Annotated in this window: 20 protein-coding genes; 15 read left to right on the top strand and 5 right to left on the bottom strand. The window is 64.4% G+C overall.

Features of this window, described 5'->3' with window-relative positions; translation table 11 throughout:
• Positions 1-54: 54 nt before the first annotated feature.
• Positions 55-822 (bottom strand): SDR family NAD(P)-dependent oxidoreductase, encoded by a 768-nt coding sequence (locus NKH22_RS30605; RefSeq protein WP_023686096.1) that lies wholly within the window; start codon positions 820-822, stop codon positions 55-57.
• 232 nt (positions 823-1054) lie between these two features.
• Between NKH22_RS30605 and NKH22_RS30610 the strand changes: the two genes are divergently transcribed.
• Both NKH22_RS30610 and NKH22_RS30615 read left to right on the top strand, forming a co-directional pair.
• Positions 1055-1210 carry a hypothetical protein gene (locus tag NKH22_RS30610; RefSeq protein ID WP_023670454.1) on the top strand — a complete coding sequence of 52 codons (156 nt, stop codon included), beginning with the start codon at positions 1055-1057 and terminating at the stop codon, positions 1208-1210.
• A 170-nt stretch (positions 1211-1380) separates the two neighbouring features.
• Entirely contained in the window at positions 1381-2340 is a 960-nt protein-coding gene (locus NKH22_RS30615) for an LLM class flavin-dependent oxidoreductase (protein WP_023732922.1), read from the top strand.
• A 195-nt stretch (positions 2341-2535) separates the two neighbouring features.
• Here NKH22_RS30615 and NKH22_RS30620 read toward each other — a convergent pair whose 3' ends face one another.
• Complete coding sequence (locus tag NKH22_RS30620) at positions 2536-3204, bottom strand: cysteine hydrolase family protein (RefSeq protein ID WP_023686098.1); 669 nt, start codon at positions 3202-3204, stop codon at positions 2536-2538.
• Between the two features lie 325 nt (positions 3205-3529).
• Here NKH22_RS30620 and exbB point away from each other — a divergent pair, with 325 nt between their 5' ends.
• The 12 genes from exbB to NKH22_RS30680 all read left to right on the top strand — a co-directional run bounded on the left by exbB (position 3530) and on the right by NKH22_RS30680 (position 16558).
• Positions 3530-4519, top strand: a complete 990-nt coding sequence (gene exbB, locus NKH22_RS30625) for a tonB-system energizer ExbB (RefSeq protein WP_023687757.1) — start codon at positions 3530-3532, stop codon at positions 4517-4519.
• 6 nt (positions 4520-4525) lie between these two features.
• On the top strand, positions 4526-4984 hold the full coding sequence (gene exbD / locus NKH22_RS30630; RefSeq protein WP_023821982.1) for a TonB system transport protein ExbD: 459 nt from the start codon (positions 4526-4528) through the stop codon (positions 4982-4984).
• Entirely contained in the window at positions 4981-5943 is a 963-nt protein-coding gene (locus NKH22_RS30635; RefSeq protein ID WP_352912302.1) for an energy transducer TonB, read from the top strand. Before exbD ends, NKH22_RS30635 begins: the two co-directional genes overlap by 4 nt.
• 171 nt (positions 5944-6114) lie before the next feature.
• Positions 6115-7209 carry a transporter substrate-binding protein gene (locus NKH22_RS30640; protein ID WP_023688822.1) on the top strand — a complete coding sequence of 365 codons (1095 nt, stop codon included), beginning with the start codon at positions 6115-6117 and terminating at the stop codon, positions 7207-7209.
• Entirely contained in the window at positions 7206-7820 is a 615-nt protein-coding gene (locus NKH22_RS30645; RefSeq protein ID WP_023821984.1) for an ANTAR domain-containing response regulator, read from the top strand. The genes NKH22_RS30640 and NKH22_RS30645 overlap by 4 nt, the downstream gene beginning before the upstream one ends.
• On the top strand, positions 7798-8700 hold the full coding sequence (locus NKH22_RS30650) for an ABC transporter permease (protein ID WP_023821985.1): 903 nt from the start codon (positions 7798-7800) through the stop codon (positions 8698-8700). The genes NKH22_RS30645 and NKH22_RS30650 overlap by 23 nt, the downstream gene beginning before the upstream one ends.
• Positions 8701-8713: 13 nt before the next feature.
• The gene (locus tag NKH22_RS30655) at positions 8714-9634 is read left to right on the top strand and encodes an ABC transporter permease (protein WP_023668591.1); all 921 of its coding nucleotides are present in this window, start codon (positions 8714-8716) and stop codon (positions 9632-9634) included.
• A gap of 76 nt (positions 9635-9710) precedes the next feature.
• The gene (locus tag NKH22_RS30660) at positions 9711-11306 is read left to right on the top strand and encodes an ABC transporter substrate-binding protein (protein WP_460221783.1); all 1596 of its coding nucleotides are present in this window, start codon (positions 9711-9713) and stop codon (positions 11304-11306) included.
• On the top strand, positions 11296-12240 hold the full coding sequence (locus NKH22_RS30665; protein WP_352912305.1) for an acetamidase/formamidase family protein: 945 nt from the start codon (positions 11296-11298) through the stop codon (positions 12238-12240). Before NKH22_RS30660 ends, NKH22_RS30665 begins: the two co-directional genes overlap by 11 nt.
• A 187-nt stretch (positions 12241-12427) precedes the next feature.
• Positions 12428-14209 carry an ABC transporter ATP-binding protein gene (locus NKH22_RS30670; RefSeq protein ID WP_352912307.1) on the top strand — a complete coding sequence of 594 codons (1782 nt, stop codon included), beginning with the start codon at positions 12428-12430 and terminating at the stop codon, positions 14207-14209.
• Positions 14210-14336: 127 nt separating this feature from the next.
• Positions 14337-15251 (top strand): hypothetical protein, encoded by a 915-nt coding sequence (locus NKH22_RS30675; RefSeq protein WP_352912309.1) that lies wholly within the window; start codon positions 14337-14339, stop codon positions 15249-15251.
• A gap of 92 nt (positions 15252-15343) precedes the next feature.
• Positions 15344-16558 carry a hypothetical protein gene (locus NKH22_RS30680; RefSeq protein WP_023753215.1) on the top strand — a complete coding sequence of 405 codons (1215 nt, stop codon included), beginning with the start codon at positions 15344-15346 and terminating at the stop codon, positions 16556-16558.
• A gap of 48 nt (positions 16559-16606) precedes the next feature.
• On the opposite strand, the gene NKH22_RS30685 is transcribed toward NKH22_RS30680, so the two are convergent.
• From NKH22_RS30685 to NKH22_RS30695, 3 genes are all read right to left on the bottom strand, one after another.
• Complete coding sequence (locus NKH22_RS30685) at positions 16607-20032, bottom strand: acyl-[ACP]--phospholipid O-acyltransferase (RefSeq protein WP_023753216.1); 3426 nt, start codon at positions 20030-20032, stop codon at positions 16607-16609.
• 91 nt (positions 20033-20123) lie between these two features.
• Positions 20124-20411, bottom strand: coding sequence for a YiaA/YiaB family inner membrane protein (locus NKH22_RS30690; protein ID WP_023668598.1), 288 nt, complete (start codon positions 20409-20411; stop codon positions 20124-20126).
• A gap of 111 nt (positions 20412-20522) precedes the next feature.
• Entirely contained in the window at positions 20523-21209 is a 687-nt protein-coding gene (locus NKH22_RS30695; RefSeq protein ID WP_023710178.1) for a PspA/IM30 family protein, read from the bottom strand.
• Positions 21210-21316: 107 nt separating this feature from the next.
• On the opposite strand from NKH22_RS30695, the gene NKH22_RS30700 reads away from it, so the two are divergent.
• Positions 21317-21925 carry a TetR/AcrR family transcriptional regulator gene (locus NKH22_RS30700; RefSeq protein WP_023688831.1) on the top strand — a complete coding sequence of 203 codons (609 nt, stop codon included), beginning with the start codon at positions 21317-21319 and terminating at the stop codon, positions 21923-21925.
• Positions 21926-22016 lie beyond the last annotated feature (91 nt).

Genomic DNA, 22016 nt, shown 5'->3' on the forward strand with positions numbered 1-22016 from the left:
CCCTTCCTCTCCCCCGATCGACGGGGGAGAGGAAGGGCGCCAAGCCTGGGATACTCACATCGCCGTAAAACCATTATCGACAAACAGATGCGTGCCATTGACGAAGCTGGACTCATCGCTGGCGAGGTACAGCGCTGCCTTGGCCACTTCCTCCGGCTCACCGATGCGGCCCTGCTGTGCGGCCAATGCGGCGTCCGACACGTCGACGCCGAGCTTGCCGAGATCGGCGACCTCGCGCAGGCCGTGCGGCGTGCGGATGAAGCCGGGACAGACGGCGTTGCAGCGTATGTTGCGGTCGCGGAATTCGACTGCGATGGCGCGCGCGAACATGTGGCAGGCGCCCTTGGTGGTGTCGTAGAGCACCTCCATGGGTGTGGCCGCCACAGCCGAGATCGACGAGGTGCAGACGATCGAACCGCCACCGGCAGCGATCATGCCCGGCAACACGGCGCGCGTCATCAGGAACATCGAGCGGACATTGACCGCATGCAGCCAGTCCCATTCCTGCACTGTCGTCTCCAGGAACGGCTTTATCACGATAGTGCCGGCATGGTTGAACAACACCGTGGCCGGGCCGAGCCTGGCAGTCGCCGCCTTCACTGCGGCCTCGACCTGCGCCTCGTCCGAGACGTCGGCCACCCAGTGTTCGGCGATATGTCCCCGCGCGCGTATCGCCGCCGCAGTGGCTGCCGCCGCCTCGCCATTGCGGTCGATGATCGCCACCTTGGCGCCTTCGGCGGCGAACAATTCCGAGGCCGCTCCGCCCATTCCGGTCGCGCCGCCCGAGATGATTGCAATCTTGCCGGCTAGTCTTGTACCCATGTTCTGTTCCCGTTCCCGATCGAAATGATCCGCATTTATGCCGGAATGGCGATGCTATCGCCTATGCAGACGTCGGCCAAGCTTGTCGCTCGCTTGTCGCCAGCAGGGGTCCCCCAGCAATCCAAAACCAAATAATAAGGCATACTGAGAAAATCGTTCTACATATCGCCAAAAAATAGCACTCGACAAAGTCTACTGATTTTATAGATTAATCCGCAAGACGGAGGTCGATATGTCCTATATCCAGAACGCCGAGACGGACCGCACCAGCCAGAGGCTGGCCAATAGCCAGGCTTTCCGCCCGGCCTATGCCGGCGCCTTCGCCTATCTCGTCTTTGCCCTTGCGTTCGTGTTCACCGGGGCAGTCGTGCTCGGCTTGATTCCCTGACCCGTTCAGGCCGAAGGGTGGCGACCTATCGCTTTCAGTGAGTGACCGGAGTTGATGAACCGAATGCGGATGCGCTTTGGCGCTGACCGCTTGTTTTTACGCATGTCGTCGTCTCAAAAACCGGGGCCACTTTTGGGCGACATACATCCAACGTGATGGAGGAGATGGCAATGCCGATCGAGTTCACGCATGTTCCCGGTAAAACGCATGCCGCCGACGCCGGTTCGGCCGTTCCGTTCTTCTATGATTTCGTCGAGACGGCGACAAAGCTGTCGCTGATCGAGGATTCCGGCTTCCAGAACATCGTCGTCGACGACCCGGCCGGGCTGTTGACCAATATGGACATCGCCGCCCAGGCGCTGGACCGCACCTCGTCGCTGGAAGTGGTGCTGACGCACTGGGCCGGCGTGATCGCGCCTGCGGTTGCGGCGCGGCAACTGGCGGCGCTCGACGCCAGGAGCGGCGGCCGGCTGGCGCTGAGGATGCTGAGCGAGCCGCTGGATGACGACGATGCCGAGACGCGTCCGGTCGGCCACACCGTGGTCTGGCAGCGCATCGACGAATATCTGGTGCTGCTGAAGCGGCTGTGGTCGAACGACCGGCCCTTCGACCATGAAGGTGCGTTCTACAGCATCAAGGGTGGCTATGTGCCGCGCAAGGGGCCGCATGGCGTCGATATCACCATCCGCATGGGTGGCCAGTCCGGCACGGCGCTGAAGGTCGCCGGCCGCCATGCCGACGTCTTCGAGCTGGCGCCTGGTTCGCCCGACGAGATCCGCCAGCTGATGGAACGGGCGCGCAGCGCCGCCGCCGAGCATGGCCGCGCCGGCAAGCTGCGTTTTGCGCTTCCGGTCCGGGTCCGCTCGGAGGGTGGCGCCTCTACCGTCGGACACAAGGCGGTCGAACTTTCCGGACCACCGGCGCAGATCGCCCTGTCGCTGCTGTCCTATGCGGCGCTGGGCATCAGCGAGTTCATGATCGTTGGCGTCGACAGGCCGCGCGAGATCGCCGGCGTCGGCCGCGAGACGATCGCGCTCTTGCGTAATTCGCTGGCACGCCGTGAGGCGGAGGTGCCGCAGCCCGGCGCGTTTGCCTCGCGGGGCGGGTCGGATATTCACGCAGCTGGGTAGCGAGATCGCGATCGGGAACGCCGGCGGGGACAGCACCCCCCTCTGTCCTGCCGGACATCTCCCCCTCAAAGGGGAAGATTGGCAGCTTGAGCGCCGGCTCTCAACGTTGGTAATTGGCGAAAGCCGACGTGATGTCTGATCGCCCTCCTTGCGGGGGATGCCCGGCAGGGCAGAGGGGTGCTGTCCCGCCAGCGTCTAATCACCACTCAGCACTGCCAGCGCCTCCAACACCGCGTCAGATTCCGTCAGCGTACCAAATACCCCGTCCTCCACCGTCACCATATGCAGCGCCGCGTCATGCGCGTATTGGTCGCCGCTGGCGCAGGCATCGGCGATGGTCAGGCACTGGAAATTGCGGTCGCAGGCCTCGCGCAGCGTCGTGTGCACGCAGACATCGGTCGTGCAGCCGGAAAAGATCAGATGGGTGATGCCGCGTGCGCGCAGCACAAGTTCCAGGTCGGTGTAGGTGAAGGCGCTGTTGCAGGTCTTGTCGACGATGATGTCGTGCGGCGCGACGTCGATGTCGGCGACGATCTGAAAGCCGGGGCCGGAGCGCAGCAGCACGTCGGTGCCTTCGAGACCCGCCCGCTTGCGGCGCCATCTCTCGTACGGCGTCATGTCGGCCATGTCGCCGCGATATCCCTGCCTGGTGTGAATGATGGTGAGGCCGGCCGCGCGTGCCGCTGATATCAGTCGGTTGACTGTCGGCAGGATGGCGCGCAGCGGCGCGGGGTCATAACCCTTCCTGGCGAAATAGCCGGTCGGCGAGAGGAAATCCTCCTGCAGGTCGATGACCAGCAACGCGGTGTTTGCCGGCACCAGCCGGCCGTCATAGGGGAAATCGAACGGTATCGCCTTGATCATCGCAGCCTGCCTCAATTGCTGCCCGGTATCGTGGCCCAGCAACCCTGCGGCCGTCCATCCCTCAGTGCGACGACACCAGGTAGACCGACGCCAGGACGATGTGCCGCTGAGACATCGCGCCGATAATCGTTGGCCAAAAAAGCCATCTTGTTTGTTGACTAGTAAACTCATGTTTTATAGTCAAGCAGGGCACTCGGCCGCCTGAATTGTTTCCAGCGGCTGTGCCGCGTTTGAGAGAAGCCAGAACCAGTGGCTGGATTTCCGGGGTCGACATTCCGTCACCGACCAGCCGATCGTACGTGCAATGACGAAGCGAGGAAGAAGCGTGTCCAGAAATGGTTTGTTGGCGGCGCTGGCCGCGGTCATGCTGTCGGCCGGCAGCGCTGCTGCGCAAGAGCAGCCAAACACGCAGCCCAGGGTGACGACGGAACCCGCTGCAGCTGCCCGGTCGGCGGCCCAGCCTTCCCCGGTCGCAGTCGAACGGCCCGCACCGGCTGCGCCTGTCGCGCCGGCTTCGCCAACTGCCGGGCAGGCGGCGCCGACCGCGCCACAGCCGGCAACCCAGCCCGGTGCATCCGCGCAGGCCGAGCCTTCGGCAATATCGCTGACGCTGCCGCACGATCTGTCGCCCTGGGGCATGTTCATGGCCGCCGACATCATCGTCAAGGCGGTGATGATCGGGTTGGCCTTCGCCTCGCTGGTCACCTGGACGGTGTGGCTGGCCAAATCGCTGGAGATTCTCTTCGGCAAGCTCGGCGCCCGTCGCGCTGCGCGCGCCATCGGCAATGCCGCCACGCTGCGCCAGGCCGGGCGCGCGCTTGGCAACAGTGGCGGCCCCGGTGCGCTTTTGGTGCGGGCGGCCGAGGAAGAGACTGCCCTTTCGGCCGGTGCGCTCGGCCATGTCACCGGCGACGGGCTGAAGGAACGCGTGACGTCGCGCCTGTCGCGCATCGAAGCGGCGGCGGCGCGGCGCATGTCGCGCGGCACCGGCGTGCTGGCGACGATCGGCTCGACGGCGCCCTTCGTGGGCTTGTTCGGCACCGTCTGGGGCATCATGAACGCCTTCATCGGCATCTCGCAGGCGCAGACCACCAACCTCGCGGTCGTCGCGCCCGGCATCGCCGAGGCGCTGCTCGCCACGGCGATGGGCCTGGTCGCGGCCATTCCCGCGGTGGTCATCTACAACGTCTTTGCGCGGTCGATAGCCGGCTACCGGCAGCTCCTTGCCGATGCCTCGGCCGGGGTCGAGCGGCTGGTCAGCCGCGATCTCGATTTCCGCACGGTGCCGCAGGCGCCCGCGCTGGCGGCGGAGTGATGGGCTATGGCGGCTAGAATTCGCGAGGCTATCGATGGCGATCTCGAGGAAAACCACGAGATCAATGTCACCCCGTTCATCGATGTCATCCTGGTGCTGCTGATCATCTTCATGGTCGCTGCACCCTTGGCGACAGTCGACGTCAATGTCGATCTGCCGGGTTCGACGGCGACGCCAGCACCCCGGCCGGAAACGCCGCTGTTCCTGACCCTGAAGGACGATCTGACGCTCGCGATCGGCAATGACAGCGTGCCGCGCCAGGCTTTCGCCGCGGTGCTCGACGGCAGAACCAAGGGCGACAAGCAGACCCGCATCTTCCTGCGTGCCGACAAGGCGGTCGGTTATGGCGAGCTGATGGAGGTGATGAACCTGCTGCGCGGCGCTGGTTATCTGAAGATCGCGCTGGTGGGGCTGGAGACGGTGCCGGCGGACGCATCCGCGCCGCACCCGGGCGCCGCCCCATGACGCAACTGGCCGCGGCCGTTCCCACCGCCGACCCGCCGCGCGCCGGCGCGCGCGAGATCGGTTTGTGGGCGGCTGCGGCCATTGTCATTGTCGGCGCGCATGTCGCAATCGCCTATGCCGTGCAGAGCTTCAGCCTGGCCAACATGGCCGATGGCGGCCCGCCGCCGGCTGTGGCTATCGAGCTGTCGCCGATGATGGTGGCGCCGGCGGTGCGGGTGGACTCAGCGGCCGACGTGGTGACGCCCGAGCCGCCGAACCAGATCGAGGAGGCGGTTGCCGAACTGAAGCCCGTCGTAGAGCCCGAGCCCGGTAAGCCGGAGCCGGTCACCGAGAAGAGGGAAGCGGCTCAACTCGATAAGACCGCTCCGATCGAGACGGCAGCGGCCGAGCAGCCCGATCAATCGCCGCCGCTGGATGAGGTGGTGCCCGACATCGTCCCGACCATAGCGCCGGATGTGGTCATTCCGCCGCCCCAGACCAAGCCGGTGGAGACCAAGCCGGTGGAGGCCAAGCCGATCGAGAAGGCGAAGAAGGCTGCCGAAAAACCCAAGCCGAAACCGAAAGAGAAGAAGGAAAAGGCCGCGCCGGCGAAAGCGGTGGTGACCGCCAGTGTCGATCAAAAGGCAGCGGCGAAGGCGTCGGCGCCGAAGGCTTCGCAATCGAGTGGATCATCAGTCAGTGCAAGCAAATGGAACTCCCAGCTGATCGGATGGATCAATCGGCACAAGCGCTACCCGAGCGCGGCAAGGTCGCGGCGCGCCGTGGGTACCGCAAATGTGACCTTCGTCGTCAGCGCTTCGGGCAAGGTGACCTCCGTCCGGCTGACACGATCTTCGGGGGACGCCGATCTCGATCGCGCCGCGCTCGGCATTCTGCAGGGTGCGACGGTGCCCGCGCCACCGCCTGAGAAGGCCGGTACGGCTGTCGTGGCGCCTTTGATGTTCACGCTGCGGAACTAGAAGCAGCCGGACAAGGCCGATCCCATGACCACGTACTTTCCCGCTTGACTGACCCGCCGGACCGAATACGCTAGCGCAAAATACCGGCCTTGGTCGCCGGGCGGCAAATATGCCTCGTATGCCTCGCCCTCCGGCGCTGGCTGCGGGGCATTGTCATTTCTGAGGATCGGTTTGAAACGGCGTATCGAGATCGGCATCCTGTATTCCCGCTCGGGCAGCTACCAGTTGGTCTCCGATGCGTGCCGGATGGGCGCCATGCGCGCCATCGCCGACATCAATGCCGATCGGAGCTATGGCATCGAACTGGTTCCGGTCGAGCGCGATCCGCAAAGTAATGCCGATCGCTACGCGACTTTGTGCGAGGACATTTTCAGGACCAGCAGCGCGCGCCATGTCGTCGGTTGCGTCACCTCGTGGAGCCGCAAGGAAACCATCCCGGTGCTGGAGAAGGCCGGCGGCATGCTCTGGTATGCCTGCCCCTATGAAGGGTTCGAGGCCAACGAGCATGTCGTCTACATGCACGCCTGCCCCAACCAGCATCTGGTTCCGCTGATGGCGCATGTCGTGCCGCGTTTCGGCGCCAACGGCTTCCTGCTCGGCTCGAACTACATTTGGGGCTGGGAGATGAACCGCGTGGCGCGCGACCTGATCGCGGATGCCGGCGGCAAAGTGCTGGGCGAGCGCTATCTGCGCATCGGCGAGACCGACGTGTCGCGGTTGATCGCGGAAATCCGGGCGACGAGGCCGAGCTTCATCCTCAACAATCTGATCGGCACCTCGTCGTATGCCTTCCTGGCGGCTTACCGCGAGTTGGGCGATGAGGATGCGGCATTCAGGCCGGAAAACTGCCCCGTCATCTCCTGCAACCTCACGGAAGGCGAGTTGCCGGCGATCGGCGAGACAGGGAAAGGGCATCTGTCGGTCGGGCCCTATTTCGCGCCCCGGCCGGCTGCCTTCGCTTCGTCCTTCGAGGCCTCCGCCTATGCCTCGGTGCAGGTGATGGCCGACGTGCTGTCGCGCGACACTGATGCCGGCCCGGCGGAATTTTCCAAAGCCTTCGCCGAGCGGCGCTTCTCCACCCGGCTCGGGCCGATCGCCATCGACGCCCACTCCCAGCACGCGACGCTGCCGGTGATCATCGGCCGGATCGCCGATGGCTTCTTCGAGGTCGTCAGCCAGGAGGATGAGGTCGCGCCGGATCCTTATCTGTCGCGCTACGACCCCGCCAAGACATTCGGCCGTCCGCGCCTGAGGGTGGTGTCATGACCCGGACGCGCATCCCCAATCTCGGCGGCTCGCGGGCTTTCATCCTGCATCGCCCGCATCCGACGGTGCAGGCAATCACCAGGCAATTGTCGGCCATCGGCCTGGCTACGATCGACTGCTGGCCGGAATTGCCGCCGGAAGCTCTCGCCGCCGATTTCGTCTTCTTCGATGCCGATCTCGGTTTCGACGAGCAATTCCCGTGGAAGCCGGGCGAGGCGCCGATGCCGCTGGTGGCGCTGATCGGTTCCGAGGCGCCGGGGCGTATCGAATGGGCGCTGTCGCACAAGGCCGATGCGCAGCTGCTGAAGCCGGTCGGCAATGCCGGCGTCTACAGCGCTCTGTTGATCGCGAGACAGAGTTTCGAGGCCCGAAAACATTTAGCCGGCGAGATAGCGTCGCTGCGCCAGCGCGTCGCCGAGCGCCAGACCATTGTGCGCGCGGTGACGGCGCTGTCGAAAGGCAGCGATGACGAGCGTGCCTATGCACAACTGCGATCGCTGGCGATGAGCTGGCAGATCAGCGTCGAGGATGCCGCGCGTCGCATCGTGGCAATGACAAGCGAGGAAGCAACGGGGGAAGAAGGCGGCGATGACCAGTCCCATCGCGCCTGATCTACCGGTGCGCATGCCGGTCAAGCCGCGCGCCGGTGTCTGGCGCCGGCTGGTGAAACGCCGCCTGGCGCTGCTCGGCCTGATCATCGTCGCCATTGTCATTGCCGGCGCTGTGCTGGCGCCCCGGCTGACCGGCTATGACCCCAACGAGCAGATGTTCGACGGCCTGACCATCGAGGGCTCGCCGCTGCCGCCCAGCGCCCAGTACTGGCTCGGCACCGACCTGCTCGGACGTGACCTCTTGACCCGCATCCTCTACGGCGCCCGCACCTCGCTCATCATCGGCATCGTCGCCAATGGCGTGGCGCTTTTGATCGGCACTTTGGTGGGCGTCACCGCAGGCTATTTCCGCGGCTGGATCGGCAGCGCGCTGATGCGCTTCACCGATCTGATGATGGCGTTCCCGGCGCTGCTGCTCGCCATCTGCCTGGCGGCAGTGTTTCAGCCCAGCCTGTGGATCGTCGCCATGGTCATCGCGCTGGTCAACTGGGTGCAGACGGCGCGTGTCATCTACACCGAGACATCGTCGCTGGCCGAACGCGAGTTCATCGATGCCGAGCGCAGCATCGGGGCGAGTGCGCCGCGCATCCTATTTCGCCACATCCTGCCGCATCTGCTGCCGACCATCATCGTCTGGGGCACGCTCGGCATCTCGACCACGGTTCTGCTCGAGGCGACGCTTTCCTTCCTCGGCATCGGTGTGCAGCCGCCGACCGCGTCGTGGGGCAACATCATTTTCGAGAACCAGACCTATTTCCAGGCCGCGCCCTGGCTGGTGTTCTTCCCCGGCGCCGCAATCCTGGCGTTGGCGCTGGCCTTCAATCTGATCGGCGACGCGCTGCGCGACATCCTCGATCCGACGCAAAGGGGCCGGGAATAATGGGGGGCCGGTCATGATCGCCTATCTCGGCCGCCGGCTGATCCAGTCGCTGCTCATCCTGCTTGGCGTCTCGCTGATCACTTTTGCGCTGCTCTACCTCTTGCCGGCCGACCCGGTGCGGCAGATCGCCGGCCGCAGTGCTACGCCGCAGACCGTGGAAAACATCCGCCAGCAGCTCGGCCTGGACCAGCCTTTCGTCGTCCAGTACTGGCACTACCTGACGAAGCTAATCAGCGGCGATCTCGGCCGCTCCTACATCCAGCGCTCGGAGGTTACCGAGCTCATCGTCTCGCGGCTGCCGGCCAGCCTGCTTTTGATGGTGGGCGCCATATTGTGCGAGTTGCTGATCGGTCTAAGCATGGGGCTGATCGCCGCCGTCAAGCGCGGCTCCGCCACCGACCAGACCCTGATGGTGGCCTCCTTCGTCGGCGTCTCGGCGCCGCAATTCGTCGTCGGCTTATTGCTGCTCTACGTCTTTGCCGTGCGGCTAAGCTGGTTTCCGATCGGCGGCTACGGCACATGGCGCCATCTGGTGCTGCCGTCGTTGACCATGGGCGTACTCGGCGCCGGCTGGTATGCGCGCATGATGCGCTCGTCGATGATAGACGTCCTGCGCCAGGATTATGTCCGCACGGCGCGGGCCAAGGGCCTGGCGCGCAGCGCCATTATTTTCCGCCACGCACTGCCGAATGCCATCCTCCCGGTCATCGCCATGATCGGCATCGACATTGGCATCTTCATGGGCGGCATCGTCGTCGTCGAAAGCGTGTTCGGCTGGCCCGGCATCGGTCAGCTGGCGTGGCAGGCGATCCAGCGCGTCGACATTCCGATCATCATGGGCGTCACGCTGGTGTCGGCCTTCGCCATCGTGCTCGGCAATCTGCTCGCCGACATCATCGCGCCGTTCATCGATCCCCGCATCAAGCTCAGATGAAAATGAAACAGAGAAAGGGAACGCAACAATGAAAAAGTTTCTCGCATCCACAGTCGCGGCATCGGCCTTGGCCCTCATGCTCGGCATGACAAGCGTCCGCGCCGAAGACACGGTCGATCCCAACGCCAAGCAAGGCGGCGCCATCACCATCACCTACAAGGACGATGTTGCGACCCTCGATCCGGCGATCGGCTATGACTGGCAGAACTGGTCGATGATCAAGAGCCTGTTCGATGGGCTGATGGATTACGAGCCGGGCACCACCAATTTGAAGCCCGATCTGGCAGAAAGCTACGAGATTTCGCCCGACGGCCAGACCTTTACCTTCAAGCTGCGCCATGGCGTGAAATTCCACAATGGCCGCGAGATGACGGCCGACGACGTGAAATATTCGCTCGACCGCGTCACCAATCCGAAGACGCAGAGCCCCGGCGCCGGCTTCTTCGGCTCGATCAAGGGCTATGACGATGTCGCCGCCGGCAAGGCCGAAGGCCTTTCCGGCGTCACCGTCGTCGATCCCTACACGGTGAAGTTCGAGCTGACCCGGCCCGACGCCACCTTCCTGCATGTCATGGCCATCAATTTCGCCCATGTCGTGCCGAAGGAAGAGGTCGAGAAATATGGCGCCGATTTCGGCAAGCATCCGGTGGGCACCGGCGCCTTCAAGCTCGCCGAGTGGACACTCGGCCAACGCATCGTCTTCGAGCGCAATGCGGATTACTGGCACAAGGGCCTGCCGCATCTCGACAAGATCACCTTCGAGATCGGCCAGGAACCGATCGTGGCGCTGCTGCGCTTGCAGAAGGGCGAGATCGATGTGCCCGGCGACGGCATTCCGCCGGCAAAATTCCAGGAGGTGATGGCCGATCCCGAGCAGAAGGCGCGTGTCGTCGAAGGCGGTCAGCTGCACACCGGCTACGTCACCATGAACACCACCATGGCGCCGTTCGACAATGTTAAGGTGCGTCAGGCCGTCAACATGGCGCTCAACAAGGCGCGCATCATCCAGATCATCAACGGCCGCGCCGTGCCGGCCAACCAGCCGCTGCCGCCGTCGATGCCGGGCTACGACAAGGACTACAAGGGTTATCCCTATGACGTAGCCAAAGCCAAGGCGCTGCTGGCCGAGGCCGGTCATGCCGATGGTTTCGACACGCAGCTGTTCGCCATGAACACCGATCCCAACCCGCGCATTGCCCAAGCGATCCAGCAGGACCTGGCGGCGATCGGCATCAAGGCCAGCATCCAGTCGCTGGCGCAGGCCAATGTCATCGCCGCCGGCGGTGACAAGGCCGGCGCGCCGATGATCTGGTCGGGCGGCATGGCCTGGATCGCCGACTTCCCCGATCCGTCGAATTTCTACGGCCCGATCCTCGGCTGCGCCGGCGCGGTGCCCGGCGGCTGGAACTGGTCGTGGTATTGCAACAAGGATCTCGACGCCAAGGCGGCCGAGGCGGATTCGGTGGTCGACCCGGCAAAGGCCGGCGAACGCGACAAGATGTGGAGCGCCATCTACGACAAGGTGATGGAAGACGCGCCCTGGGCGCCGGTCTTCAACGAACAGCGCTTCACCATGAAATCCGCGCGCATGGGCGGCGCCGACAACCTCTATGTCGACCCGGTCCATATCCCGATCAACTACGACAATGTGTACGTAAAAGATGTGCAATAACTGCGACTACACCATCCATGGGCGCCACCACCATTTCGGCTGGGACAATTCCTTTGTCCCGGCCGAGCGGGTGGCGCCCGGCGCGACCATCGAGTTCCAGTGCCTCGATGCCGCCGGCGGCCAGCTGGACGCCGACAGCACGGTTGCCGAAATCGCCAAGCTCGACTTCGCCGGGGTCAACCCGGTGACCGGGCCGATCTTCGTCGAGGGCGCCGAGCCGGGTGACGCGCTCAAGGTGACGATCGAGATGTTCAAACCGTCCGGCTTCGGCTGGACGGCGAACATTCCGGGTTTCGGCCTGCTCGCCGACGACTTCACGGAACCGGCGCTGAACATCTGGAAATACGATGCAGCCGCGCTCGAACCGGCGCTGTTCGGGAAAAACGCGCGCGTACCACTGAAGCCGTTCGCAGGCACCATCGGCAATGCGCCGGCTGAGATGGGGCTTCACTCGGTGGTGCCGCCACGGCGGGTCGGCGGCAATCTCGACATCCGCGATCTCGCTGCCGGCACGACGCTCTATCTGCCGGTTGAGGTGGCCGGCGCGCTGTTCTCGGTCGGCGATACGCACGCCGCACAAGGCGATGGCGAGGTCTGCGGCACGGCGATCGAGAGCCCGATGGACGTCGTGCTCAAGCTCGACCTTGTCAAGGACGCCAGGCTGAAGACGCCGCGCTTCACCACCGCCGGTCCGGTGACGCGCCATCTCGACGCCAAGGGCTATGAGGTGACGACGGGTATCGGGCCGGATCTGATGACCGGCGCCAAGGAGGCGGTGGCGCAGATGGTCGATCTGCTTGCTGGGTGGTATCAGATCGATCCGGTCGAGGCCTATATGCTGGCCTCGGTGTGCGGGGACCTGCGCATCAGCGAGATCGTCGACATGCCGAACTGGGTGGTGTCGTTCTATTTTCCGCGTTGCGTGTTTGAATGACGGTACGTCGGCGCCGCACCCCCACCCCGCTGCTTCGCAGCGACCCTCCCCACAAGGGGGAGGGTAAAGCGCTGCCACCCTACCTCCCCCTTGTGGGGAGGTCGGACCGGACGTCCGGGTGGGGGTCAGCGCCAAGGTTTGTGCGAATGGTGCGACGGAACCAATCCGTCGCAGGGCTCCACCCACAATGACCCTCGCCGACACCCCCGTCCTCTCCATCGCCAACCTCTCGGTCAGCGTGCGCGGCGAGGACGGCGAGCGCAATGTCGTCTCCAACCTGTCGCTGACGCTGGCGCGCGGCGAGACGCTTTGCATTGCCGGCGAATCCGGCTCCGGCAAGTCGATGACCGCGCTGGCGATCATGCAGCTTTTGCCGCAGCCGGCGGCGCGCATTTCGTCAGGCATGATCCGTCTTCGGGATGGGAATCGGGGCGACACCGACCTAGCAACCCTCGACGAACGCCAGATGCGGCGCATTCGCGGCGACCGCATCGCCATGATCTTCCAGGAGCCGATGACCTCGCTCAATCCGGTGCTGTCGATCGGCCGGCAACTGACCGAATCCATCGAAGCGCATACCAGCCTGTCGTCGGCGCAAGCCCGCCAGCGCGCGATCGAGGCGTTGAAGGCGGTGCGCATTTCGGAGGCGGAAAGCCGGCTAAAGCAGTTTCCGCACGAACTCTCCGGCGGCATGCGCCAGCGGGTGATGATCGCCATGGCGCTGGCGATCGAGCCCGACGTGCTGATCGCCGATGAGCCGACGACGGCGCTCGACGTCACCGTGCAAGGCGAAGTGCTGGAGCTGTTGCGCGACCTGCAGCGCCAGCATGGCACCAGCGTCATCCTGATCACCCACGATATGGGCGTGGTTGCCGAAATGGCCGACCGGGTCATCGTCATGCGCGACGGCCGCATGGTCGAAGAAGGCACGACATCGGATATTTTTGCCCGCCCGCAGGCCGACTATACGCGCGAACTGCTGGCTGCCGTGCCGCGCATCGGCAGTGGTGTCGGTCGACAGAAATCCAGGGATGCGATTGACGTCTTGAAGCCGGCCAATGTCGCCGAGGTCAACGACCTGCATGTCCGCTTCGATCTGCGTGGCGGCATCTTTGGCCGGGTCACCCGCCGCGTCCATGCCGTCGAGGGCGTCAGCTTCTCGATCGCGCCCAACGAAACGCTCGCTCTGGTCGGCGAATCCGGCTGCGGCAAGTCGACGACCGCCAAGGCGCTGGCCGGACTGGCGCCGTATAGCGGCGACATCGTCATTGGCGGGCGCAATCTCTCCGGTCTTGGCCGCGACGAGCGCAAGGCGGTGCGCCGTGACGTCCAGATGATTTTCCAGGATCCCTTCGCTTCGCTCGATCCGCGCATGCGCGTCGGCGACCTCGTTGCCGAGCCGCTGGTGATCCATGGCATCGCCTCCAAGGACGAGCGCCGGGAACGGGTGGCGGCGCTGTTCGAGCGTGTCGGCCTGTCGGCCGAACAGATGGAGCTTTACCCGCACGAATTCTCCGGTGGCCAGCGCCAGCGCGTCTGCATCGCCCGAGCGCTGGCGCTACGACCAAAACTGATCATCGCTGACGAAAGCGTCTCCGCGCTCGACGTCTCGGTGCAGGCGCGTGTGCTCGATTTGCTGAAGGAATTGCAGCGCGAATTCGGCGTCGCCTATCTCTTCATCTCGCACGACATGGCGGTGGTCGAGAACATTTCCGACCGCGTTGCCGTCATGTATCTCGGCCAGATCGTCGAGATGGGCACGCGCGACCAGGTGTTTTCCAACCCGCGCCATCCCTATACGAGGCGGCTGATCGAAGCGGTGCCGGTGCCCGATCCGGCCCAGCGCAGAAGCCGCTTCGCGCGCCTCGACCAGGAGATACCGAGCGCCACCCGCAGGATCGGCGAGGCGCCGCTGAAGCTGGCTCTGAACGATGTCGGCAACGGCCATCTGGTTGCTGTAGAAAGCTGAGCCGCACTGGCTGGCGATTGCAGCTTTACCTTGTTAAGCACAACCAAGACTTGTCATCTCGGGTTTACCACGCCTTAGGTAGATGACGGCCACTATACGGTCGGCGTTCTTGCCCTGGGGGAAAACAGTGCTCAAGGCGGTTCTGCAGCTGCTGCCGGGTCGGTTCATGGATGTGCGCATGCGCGTATCCGCCGACTACGAGACGCGTGTCGTGGAGCGGCCCGGGCGCTGGATGAAGGCGGCCGAGCTGGAGCAGTTGAGCAGCGATCTGCGGCTGGTGGCGTCGAAGACGCTGAAAGTCGGCAGCCTGACCTACGGTGTGTTTTCCGGTGACCGCAGCCGGCTGGAACATTCCATCATCACCATTGTCTACCGGCGCAGCGACCGGCAGCCGATCGCCTTCAACGCGCTGGCGCTGATGGAGATCTCGCTGGCCGGCAAGCCCTATGAAGTCTTGCACCTCGGTCTGGTCATGATCGATTCCGACGAGCGCAGCCGCGGGCTGAGCTGGATCCTCTACGGCCTGACCTGCTTCCTGATGTTCCTGCGCAACCAGCTGCGGCCGATCTGGATTTCCAATGTCACCCAGGTACCCGCTGTCGTCGGCATGGTCGCGGAGGCGTTCAGCAATGTGTTCCCAGGACCGCATGCCGGCGCGCGCCGCTCGCTTACCCATGTGCTTCTGGCGCGGCAGATCATGGCGCGCCATCGCCATGTCTTCGGTGTCGGCCCCGAAGCGGGTTTCGACGAAGAGCGTTTCGTCATCACCAATGCCTATACGGGCGGCTCGGACGATCTGAAGAAAACCTTCGACGAGACGGCCAAGCACCGCGAGGAGACCTTTAACGAGTTCTGCCGCAAGGAACTCGACTACGGGCGCGGCGACGATGTGCTGCAGATCGGCCAGATGAGCGAGCTTCCAGTCGGCGCGCACCTTTCTCGCCGACACGGTTCCGCGCCGCTCGCTTGCAGCACTTGCCGTGGCCGGCGCGGCCGCCACGCTGCAGCGGCTGGTGCTGCCGGTGGTTCACTGGGCCGATAGCACCCGCCAATGGAATGTGCTGAGACCATGGACACGCTGATGGCTTCATTCGTGGCGTCTCGGTTTATCCGCAAGCTGATGGCAGCCGGCCGATGATGAACCTCGACGGCACGCTCGTCGCCGACACCATCACCTCGCTAGCGGCGCTGGTTGGCCTGCTTGTCGTGATATCGATCATAGGCGGGCGCGACACGGGCGATCCGCTGTCGCGGCGCTTTCTATTCGGCCTCAAGGTGCTGGCAGTGCTGCTTGCCTGCCGCATCCTCGACTGGACCACGGGTCTTGCCTTTTTCCGGTTCGTCACCATCACGGCGGCGGGTCTGCTGCCGCTGGCCGCACTGCTGCTGACCGAAGGCCTGCTGCGCCGGCACGCGCCGTTCGCTCTCAAATTGTTCGCCGCCGGCGGTGCCCTGCTGTTCTTCCTTCTGGCGCCGATCCCGGCACGTTTCGCTGAACCATGGCGAATGGCGGTACTACTTGCCTTCCAGTTCGGAGGTTTTCTCGCCATCGGCTGGCTGGTGATGACGCGCGATCGCGACAGCCTGTCGGCGGCCGAAAACCGCACGGTCGAGCGCATGGCGCTGTCGCTGCTGTTGATCATTCCGTTCATGGTCACCGACTACCGGCCCGGCCTGTTCGAAGTGCCGGTTCGGCTTGGCGGCATCGCCATCCTGTTCCTGTGCTGGCTGACGATCGGCCTTGGACGCGCCAGCCTCGGCCATCGCGACACGATCGGCGCCTTTACCGTGATTACGCTGAGCTCGGTTTTCGCCGGGCTGGCGCTGGGCGGCATCGACGATCTCGGCTGGCGCGGCAGTGTGCAGGGCGTGGTGATCGTGCTGTCGGCGACGCTGCTGGCAGTCATCTACAATGACAGCGTCAGCCTCACCGCGGAGAAGCGCCGCGACTCGTTGCTGAAGCATATGGCCGAGGGCGACCTCACCGATTCGGCGCGCTTCCTGCGCGGCCTGCAGAGCCATATTCTTGTCGACGGTGCGCTGATCCTGCCGGCAGCCGACCTCGGTGATTTCGACCTGAAGGTGCTGGCCCGTGCACTAGAGCAGGAGCCCGTGCGCTCGCTCGCCGATACGCAGCCGGGGGCGCCAGTCGACCAGGATATACGCGAGCAGCTGGCCTGGCTGTTCGAGAAATTTGAGGCGACCCATGTGCTGCTGGCGACGCTCGAGCCGTTGACCGTGGTGGCGCTCAACATGCCGGCGCTGGCATCGTCGCCGGGCGTGGAAATGGAGCTGCGGGCAGTCCAGCGCATGGCGATGCTGATCTCGCAGCGGCATGCGAAGGGTTGATCATACTGAACGGGCCGGCTCTTGCGTCGGCCCGTTGCCGTAGCCGGGTCAGGCGGCCTTGGTCTTCAAGGCCTCTTCGTCGCGCACCATTTTTGTCACGGCGGCGAAGTCGAGCTTGCCGGAGCCAAGGACCGGTACCTTTGAGACCACCCGCACTTCGGCCGGGACCATCAGGTCCATGGCGCCGTTGGCCTTGGCGTAGGCGAGGAATTCCGCTCGTGTGGCGCCGGATGCCTCAGTGATGAGGATCAGCTTTTCGCCCTTGCGCGCGTCGGGCACCGTGGCGACCGCCGACAGCGAGCCCTTCCACAATTCGCCGGCCAGCGCTTCGACAGCGGCGAGCGAGATCATCTCGCCGCCGATCTTGGCGAAGCGCTTGGCGCGGCCGCGAATGGTGATGAAGCCGCCTTCGTCGATAGCGACGACGTCGCCCGTATCATGCCAGCCGTCCTCCAGCGGTTCGAGCACGCCGGGCTTCTCGGCCCGGAGATAACCGGCCATGACATTGGGGCCGCGCACGAACAGCCGGCCGCCTTCGTCGACGCCGGGGACGGGATCGAGGCGGTATTCCATGCCGGGCATGATCTTGCCGACGGTTCCAGAGCGATTGTACATCGGCGTGTTGATGGAGATCACCGGCGCCGTCTCGGTGACGCCATAGCCCTCGAGTATGCGGACGCCGAACTTCTCCATATAGGTCATGCGCGTCGCTGTCTTGACCGGCTCCGCGCCGGCAAAACAATAGCGTATCGAGCGGAAGTCGTAGGGGTGCGCGGTGCGGGCATAGCCGGAGAGGAAGGTGTCGGTGCCGAAGATGATCGTCGCGTTCGAGCCGTAGATCAGTTCCGGCACGAGGCGGTAGTGCAGCGGCGAGGGGTAGAAATAGACCGGCACGCCGGAGATCAACGGCAGCACCGTGCCCGCGGTCATGCCGAAGGAGTGGAAGATCGGCAGCACGTTGAACACCTTGTCGCCCGAATGGAAGTCGATACGCGACGCCGCCTGGGCGGCGTTGGCCAGGATGTTGCGGTGGGTCAGAACGACGCCCTTCGGCGTGCCTTCCGAACCCGAGGTGAACAAGATCACCGCCGCATCGCCGGGCTTGCGTTTCGCGCGCGGCGTCGACTTGCGCAGCAAGCCGAGCAGCTTATCCTTGAGACTGATGGTCTTTCTGAGATCGTCGAGCCACACGATGTCGACCGAGCGACCGAGTTCCTCGACTACAGCGCCGAGCTTTGCCTGTTCGACGAACGCGCGGGACGTCAGCACGGTGCGGACTTCGGCGGCCTTGCAGGCGGACAGAATATTGGCAGCACCTGCGGTGAAGTTCATCATCGCCGGAACCTTGCCGGCGGACATGACGCCGAGCAGCGTCGCGCAAGAGCCGTTGGCGTTGGGCAGCATGATGCCCAGCGTCTGCTGGTCGGCATAAAGGTTCTGGAACTTCTCACCAAGCACGGCGGCAGCCGTGAGCAGCTTGCTGTAGCTGAGAGAACCGGTGACCGGATCCTGAACTGCGAGCTGATTCATGCCGCGTTCGTTCGCCGTCTCGATGATCTTTTCCAGTACGGTCTTGTCGATGTCCTGGGTGCGGAAAACGAGATCCGACATCACCTGGTAGAGCGCGGAACCCGCCGCGGCGCGGCGCTTGCGGCCCTTCAGCTCCTGCGGCACCTCGAGCTTGACCGGTTCCAGAATGGTCACCTTGACCTTCGGGAACAGGCGGCGGCGCACATGCTGCGAGCTCAGTCGCGAGAAGTAGGTCTTCTCCAGCCCGTCGATGCGCACCGGCACAACCATCGAGCCGGTCTTGTCGGCAACCATGGCGGCGCCGTCATAGACCTTCATCAGGCCGCCGGTCACGGTGATGCGTCCCTCCGGGAAGATCACCAGCGGGTCGCCGCCCTGCACGATCTTGATCAGCGTGCGGGTCGACATCGGCTTGGCCGGGTTGAGCGGCAAAGCGCGGGCAAGTTTCATGAACGGCTTCATCCACCAAGCCTGGGCAATGGTGTAGTCGATGGCGAAGACCGGTTCCTCATCGGTCAGCGTCAAGGCGAGCGGACCGTCGAGGAAGCTGACATGGTTGAGCGCCAGGATCGGCGCCTTGCCGGCCGCCTTGAGGTTTTCCATGCCCTCGACTTCGAGGCGCAGGAAAGCGCGAAACAGGATGGAGACGAAGTCACGGAAGGGGTTCGTCGGCAAATATTTCAGCATCAGCCAGGCGGCAATCGCATTGGCCGCGACGAGGCCGAACAGGATGCCGCCGGTCGAGACCTTCGTCTGGATCAGGGCCATGATGATGCCGCCGCCAGTCATGAAGCCGGCATTGACGATACTGACGGCGGCGACGACCCGGGCGCGCCGCGCTTCGGGCGACCAGGCCTGCACGGCGGCGAAGGTCGGCACCACCAGGAAAGCGGCTGCAATGGCCATGCCGGCGAGGTCGATGGCGACGCGGACCGTGTTTGGGCCGGCGAAGAACGCGCCAAGGGTTTCCGCCTGGGGCGACGGCGTCATGCCGGAGATGGTCCAGGCGAGATGCAGGCCGAACAGGGCGAGCAGCGCCGTGCCGACCGGTGCCGGCAACAGCACGATGCGGCCCTGCGACATCCAGGCGGCGATGGCCGAACCGATGGCGATCGAGACGGCGAACACGGCGAGGTAGACGGTGACGGCCATTTCGTTGCCGCCGAGCGAATCCTTGATCAGCACCGGCAGGAGCGAGAGCACGATGGCGCCGATCAGCCAGAACCACGACGTCATCAGGCCGGCGCGCCAGATGCGTGTGTCGGTGCGCAATTCGGCGACCTGGCGCCAGGTCGAGCGGAAGATGTTCTTGTCGATGACAAGGTCGGGCGCCGCCGAACCGGTGGACGGGATGTAGCGGCTGACGAGCCAGCAACCGACGGCGAGCGCCATCATGATCGGTCCGAACACCGCGACACCGATGCCATCGGCGGAAACGACGCCGCCGGCTATGGTGCCGCCGAGAATCGCGGCAAACGTAGCTGACTCGATCCAGGCGTTGGCCTTGGGCAGTTCCTTGCGTTCGAGGTGATCGGGCAGGATGCCGTATTTGATCGGTCCGAACAGCGCCGAGATGATGCCGAACATCAACAGCGCCGTCATCAGCACGGGAATCGACGACAGGGCGATGCCGACGACGGAGACACCCGCCGCGGCGATCTCGGCGAATTTCAGACGCTTGGCTATGAGAGCCTTGTCGAAGCGGTCGGCGAGCTCGCCGCCGAGCGCCGACAGGAGCAGGAAGGGGGCCATGAAGACGGCGCCCGCCAAGGTGACCAGTGATGCCGCCTGGTCCGCCGCCAGCGTGAACAGAATAAGGAACACCAGCGTGTTCTTGAGGAAATTGTCGTTGAAGGCGGACAGGAACTGCGTCCAGAACAAGGGCGCAAAGCGCCTGGACGTCATCAGATGAGCTGTCGGTCGGTTGATCGGGGCGATTTCCATAGCGGCGACTTCCATTGGGCAAGACCGATTAAAATCCTGGCTGGATTGATCAGCGGTCTTGCGCGTTGAGCCTTGTTTAGCGGGAACCCGGTTACACTTCGTTACTGCGGCTGACTTCCATCAGCAACTTCTCGGTCTTGGCGTCTTCCAGCCGGTTGATGAAGCGGCTTGCCTCTTCCGAGTCGCGCAGTGTCTTGGTGATGGTGATCGAGGTGTGCACGAGCATGATGGCGGCCATGGCATAAAACCCCTTGGCGGCGAAGCTCGCCTCCATGAAGTAGATGCCGCCGGCCATCATTGTGGCGGCAACGGCGAAACTGGCCATGGTGAAGGTCTTCCAGGCGCTTGAGTCCTTGGGGGAATAGGTGTTCGGGGTCATCGATATGGTCCTTTCGTTTCAAGGTCAGGTTGGTTGGGCGTGGGTCTGTTTCAGGCTGGATACAATCAGGCTGGATACCATCAGGCCGGATACAATCAGACTGGATAACAATCAGGCCGGCTTGGTCATGGTCTTCGTGAGCCGTTCGAGCACGGCGTCGGCGCTGCTTCTCAGCGGCGCACCGCAGCCGGCGGCCGCAAGCTTCTCTGAGACGGCGGCAGGATCGCCCGACTGTTCCATCTCGGTCATGGCGGCCGCGGTGGCGTCGATCTGCTTTTGCCTGGTGCGCAGGCGCAGCAGCGTCTCCTCGGCGTCCCTGAGCGCCGACAGGCTGGAGCCGGGCGCGCTTTCTCGCAGGCGCTGGGTCGAGTCGACCGCGGCAACGATGCGCTGGCCGCGCTGCAATTCGCGCAGGCGCATTTCGGAGACGCGGATGATCCGCTTGAGACGCTCGATCTCGGTGTCGAAGCTTTTCTGCGCCTCGGCGGAGGCGTCGCGTTCGGCTTCCAGCATGGCGATGGTTTCGGCGGCTTCGCGGGCCAGTTCATTCTGTCCCTGCTCGATGGCGGCGATCGTGCGCTTCTCCAAATCGTCGATGCGGAGGACAAGCTTCTTGAACTGCGCGACTTCCTGTTCGTTCTGGGCGATGGCAATTGCAACCGCCCGGCGGGCGGCCGCGATAGCGTCGGCGCAATCGCGGATCTGCTGGCGCAGGATTATCAGCGCGTTGCGGTCGACGACCGCCTCGGCGGCTTCGTAGCTTCGGCCGCGAACGAGAGCAAAAAACTGTTTCAACATTTCCGTTTCTCCTCTATGAACGTTGTTCATGAGGCAAAGTAGCACATTGTGAACGGCGTTCAAGGAGAAAATGAACGGTGTTCATGATTGCGCATAAGAGAAGGTTAATGACCGCAAAACGGGACGCCAAACGCGAGGACCTCAAAGGCAGGCTGATCGAGGCCGCGCAAGCGCGCATCCAGTCCTCGGGGCTCGCCGGTCTGCGTGCGCGCGACATCACGGCCGATGCCGGCTGCGCGCTGGGCGCGCTCTACACCGCCTTCGCCGACCTGGACGAGCTCATCCTGCACGTCAATTCGATCACACTGGCCAGGCTGGGGGCGGCCCTGCAGCAAGAGGCGACCGGCGTCGCCGAGCCTAGGGCAAGGCTGAAGGCGCTGGCCAAGGCCTATCTCGGCTTCGCCCGCGACAACCGCATGGCGTGGAAGGCGCTGTTCGAGCACCGTATGGCGCCAGGCGTGGCGGTGCCCGAATGGCATCTGGCCGAACATGCGGTGCTGATCCAGCATCTGGTTGAGCCGCTGGCCCAGCTGCTCCCGGCGGCGGCAACGCCGGAGCTTTTGGCCCGCGCGCGCACGCTGTTCTCCGCCGTGCATGGGATCGTCGCCCTCTCGCTCGAAGGCCGTTTCATTGGCCTGGCGTCCACCGATCTCGAAAGTGAGCTGCTGGGTTTCGTCGGCACGCTGGTGAGCGGACTGGAGACGGAAAGGGAATGAACTGCTGCGATCGGCTCTTGCCTCACGGCACTCTGCCCTTATGAAGATCGTGGCGCGAATTGCCGGTTGATCCAGGCCGGCTGAGACTGTT

Origin of the sequence: Mesorhizobium sp. M1252, assembly GCF_040318265.1 — a bacterium.
Taxonomy (GTDB): domain Bacteria; phylum Pseudomonadota; class Alphaproteobacteria; order Rhizobiales; family Rhizobiaceae; genus Mesorhizobium.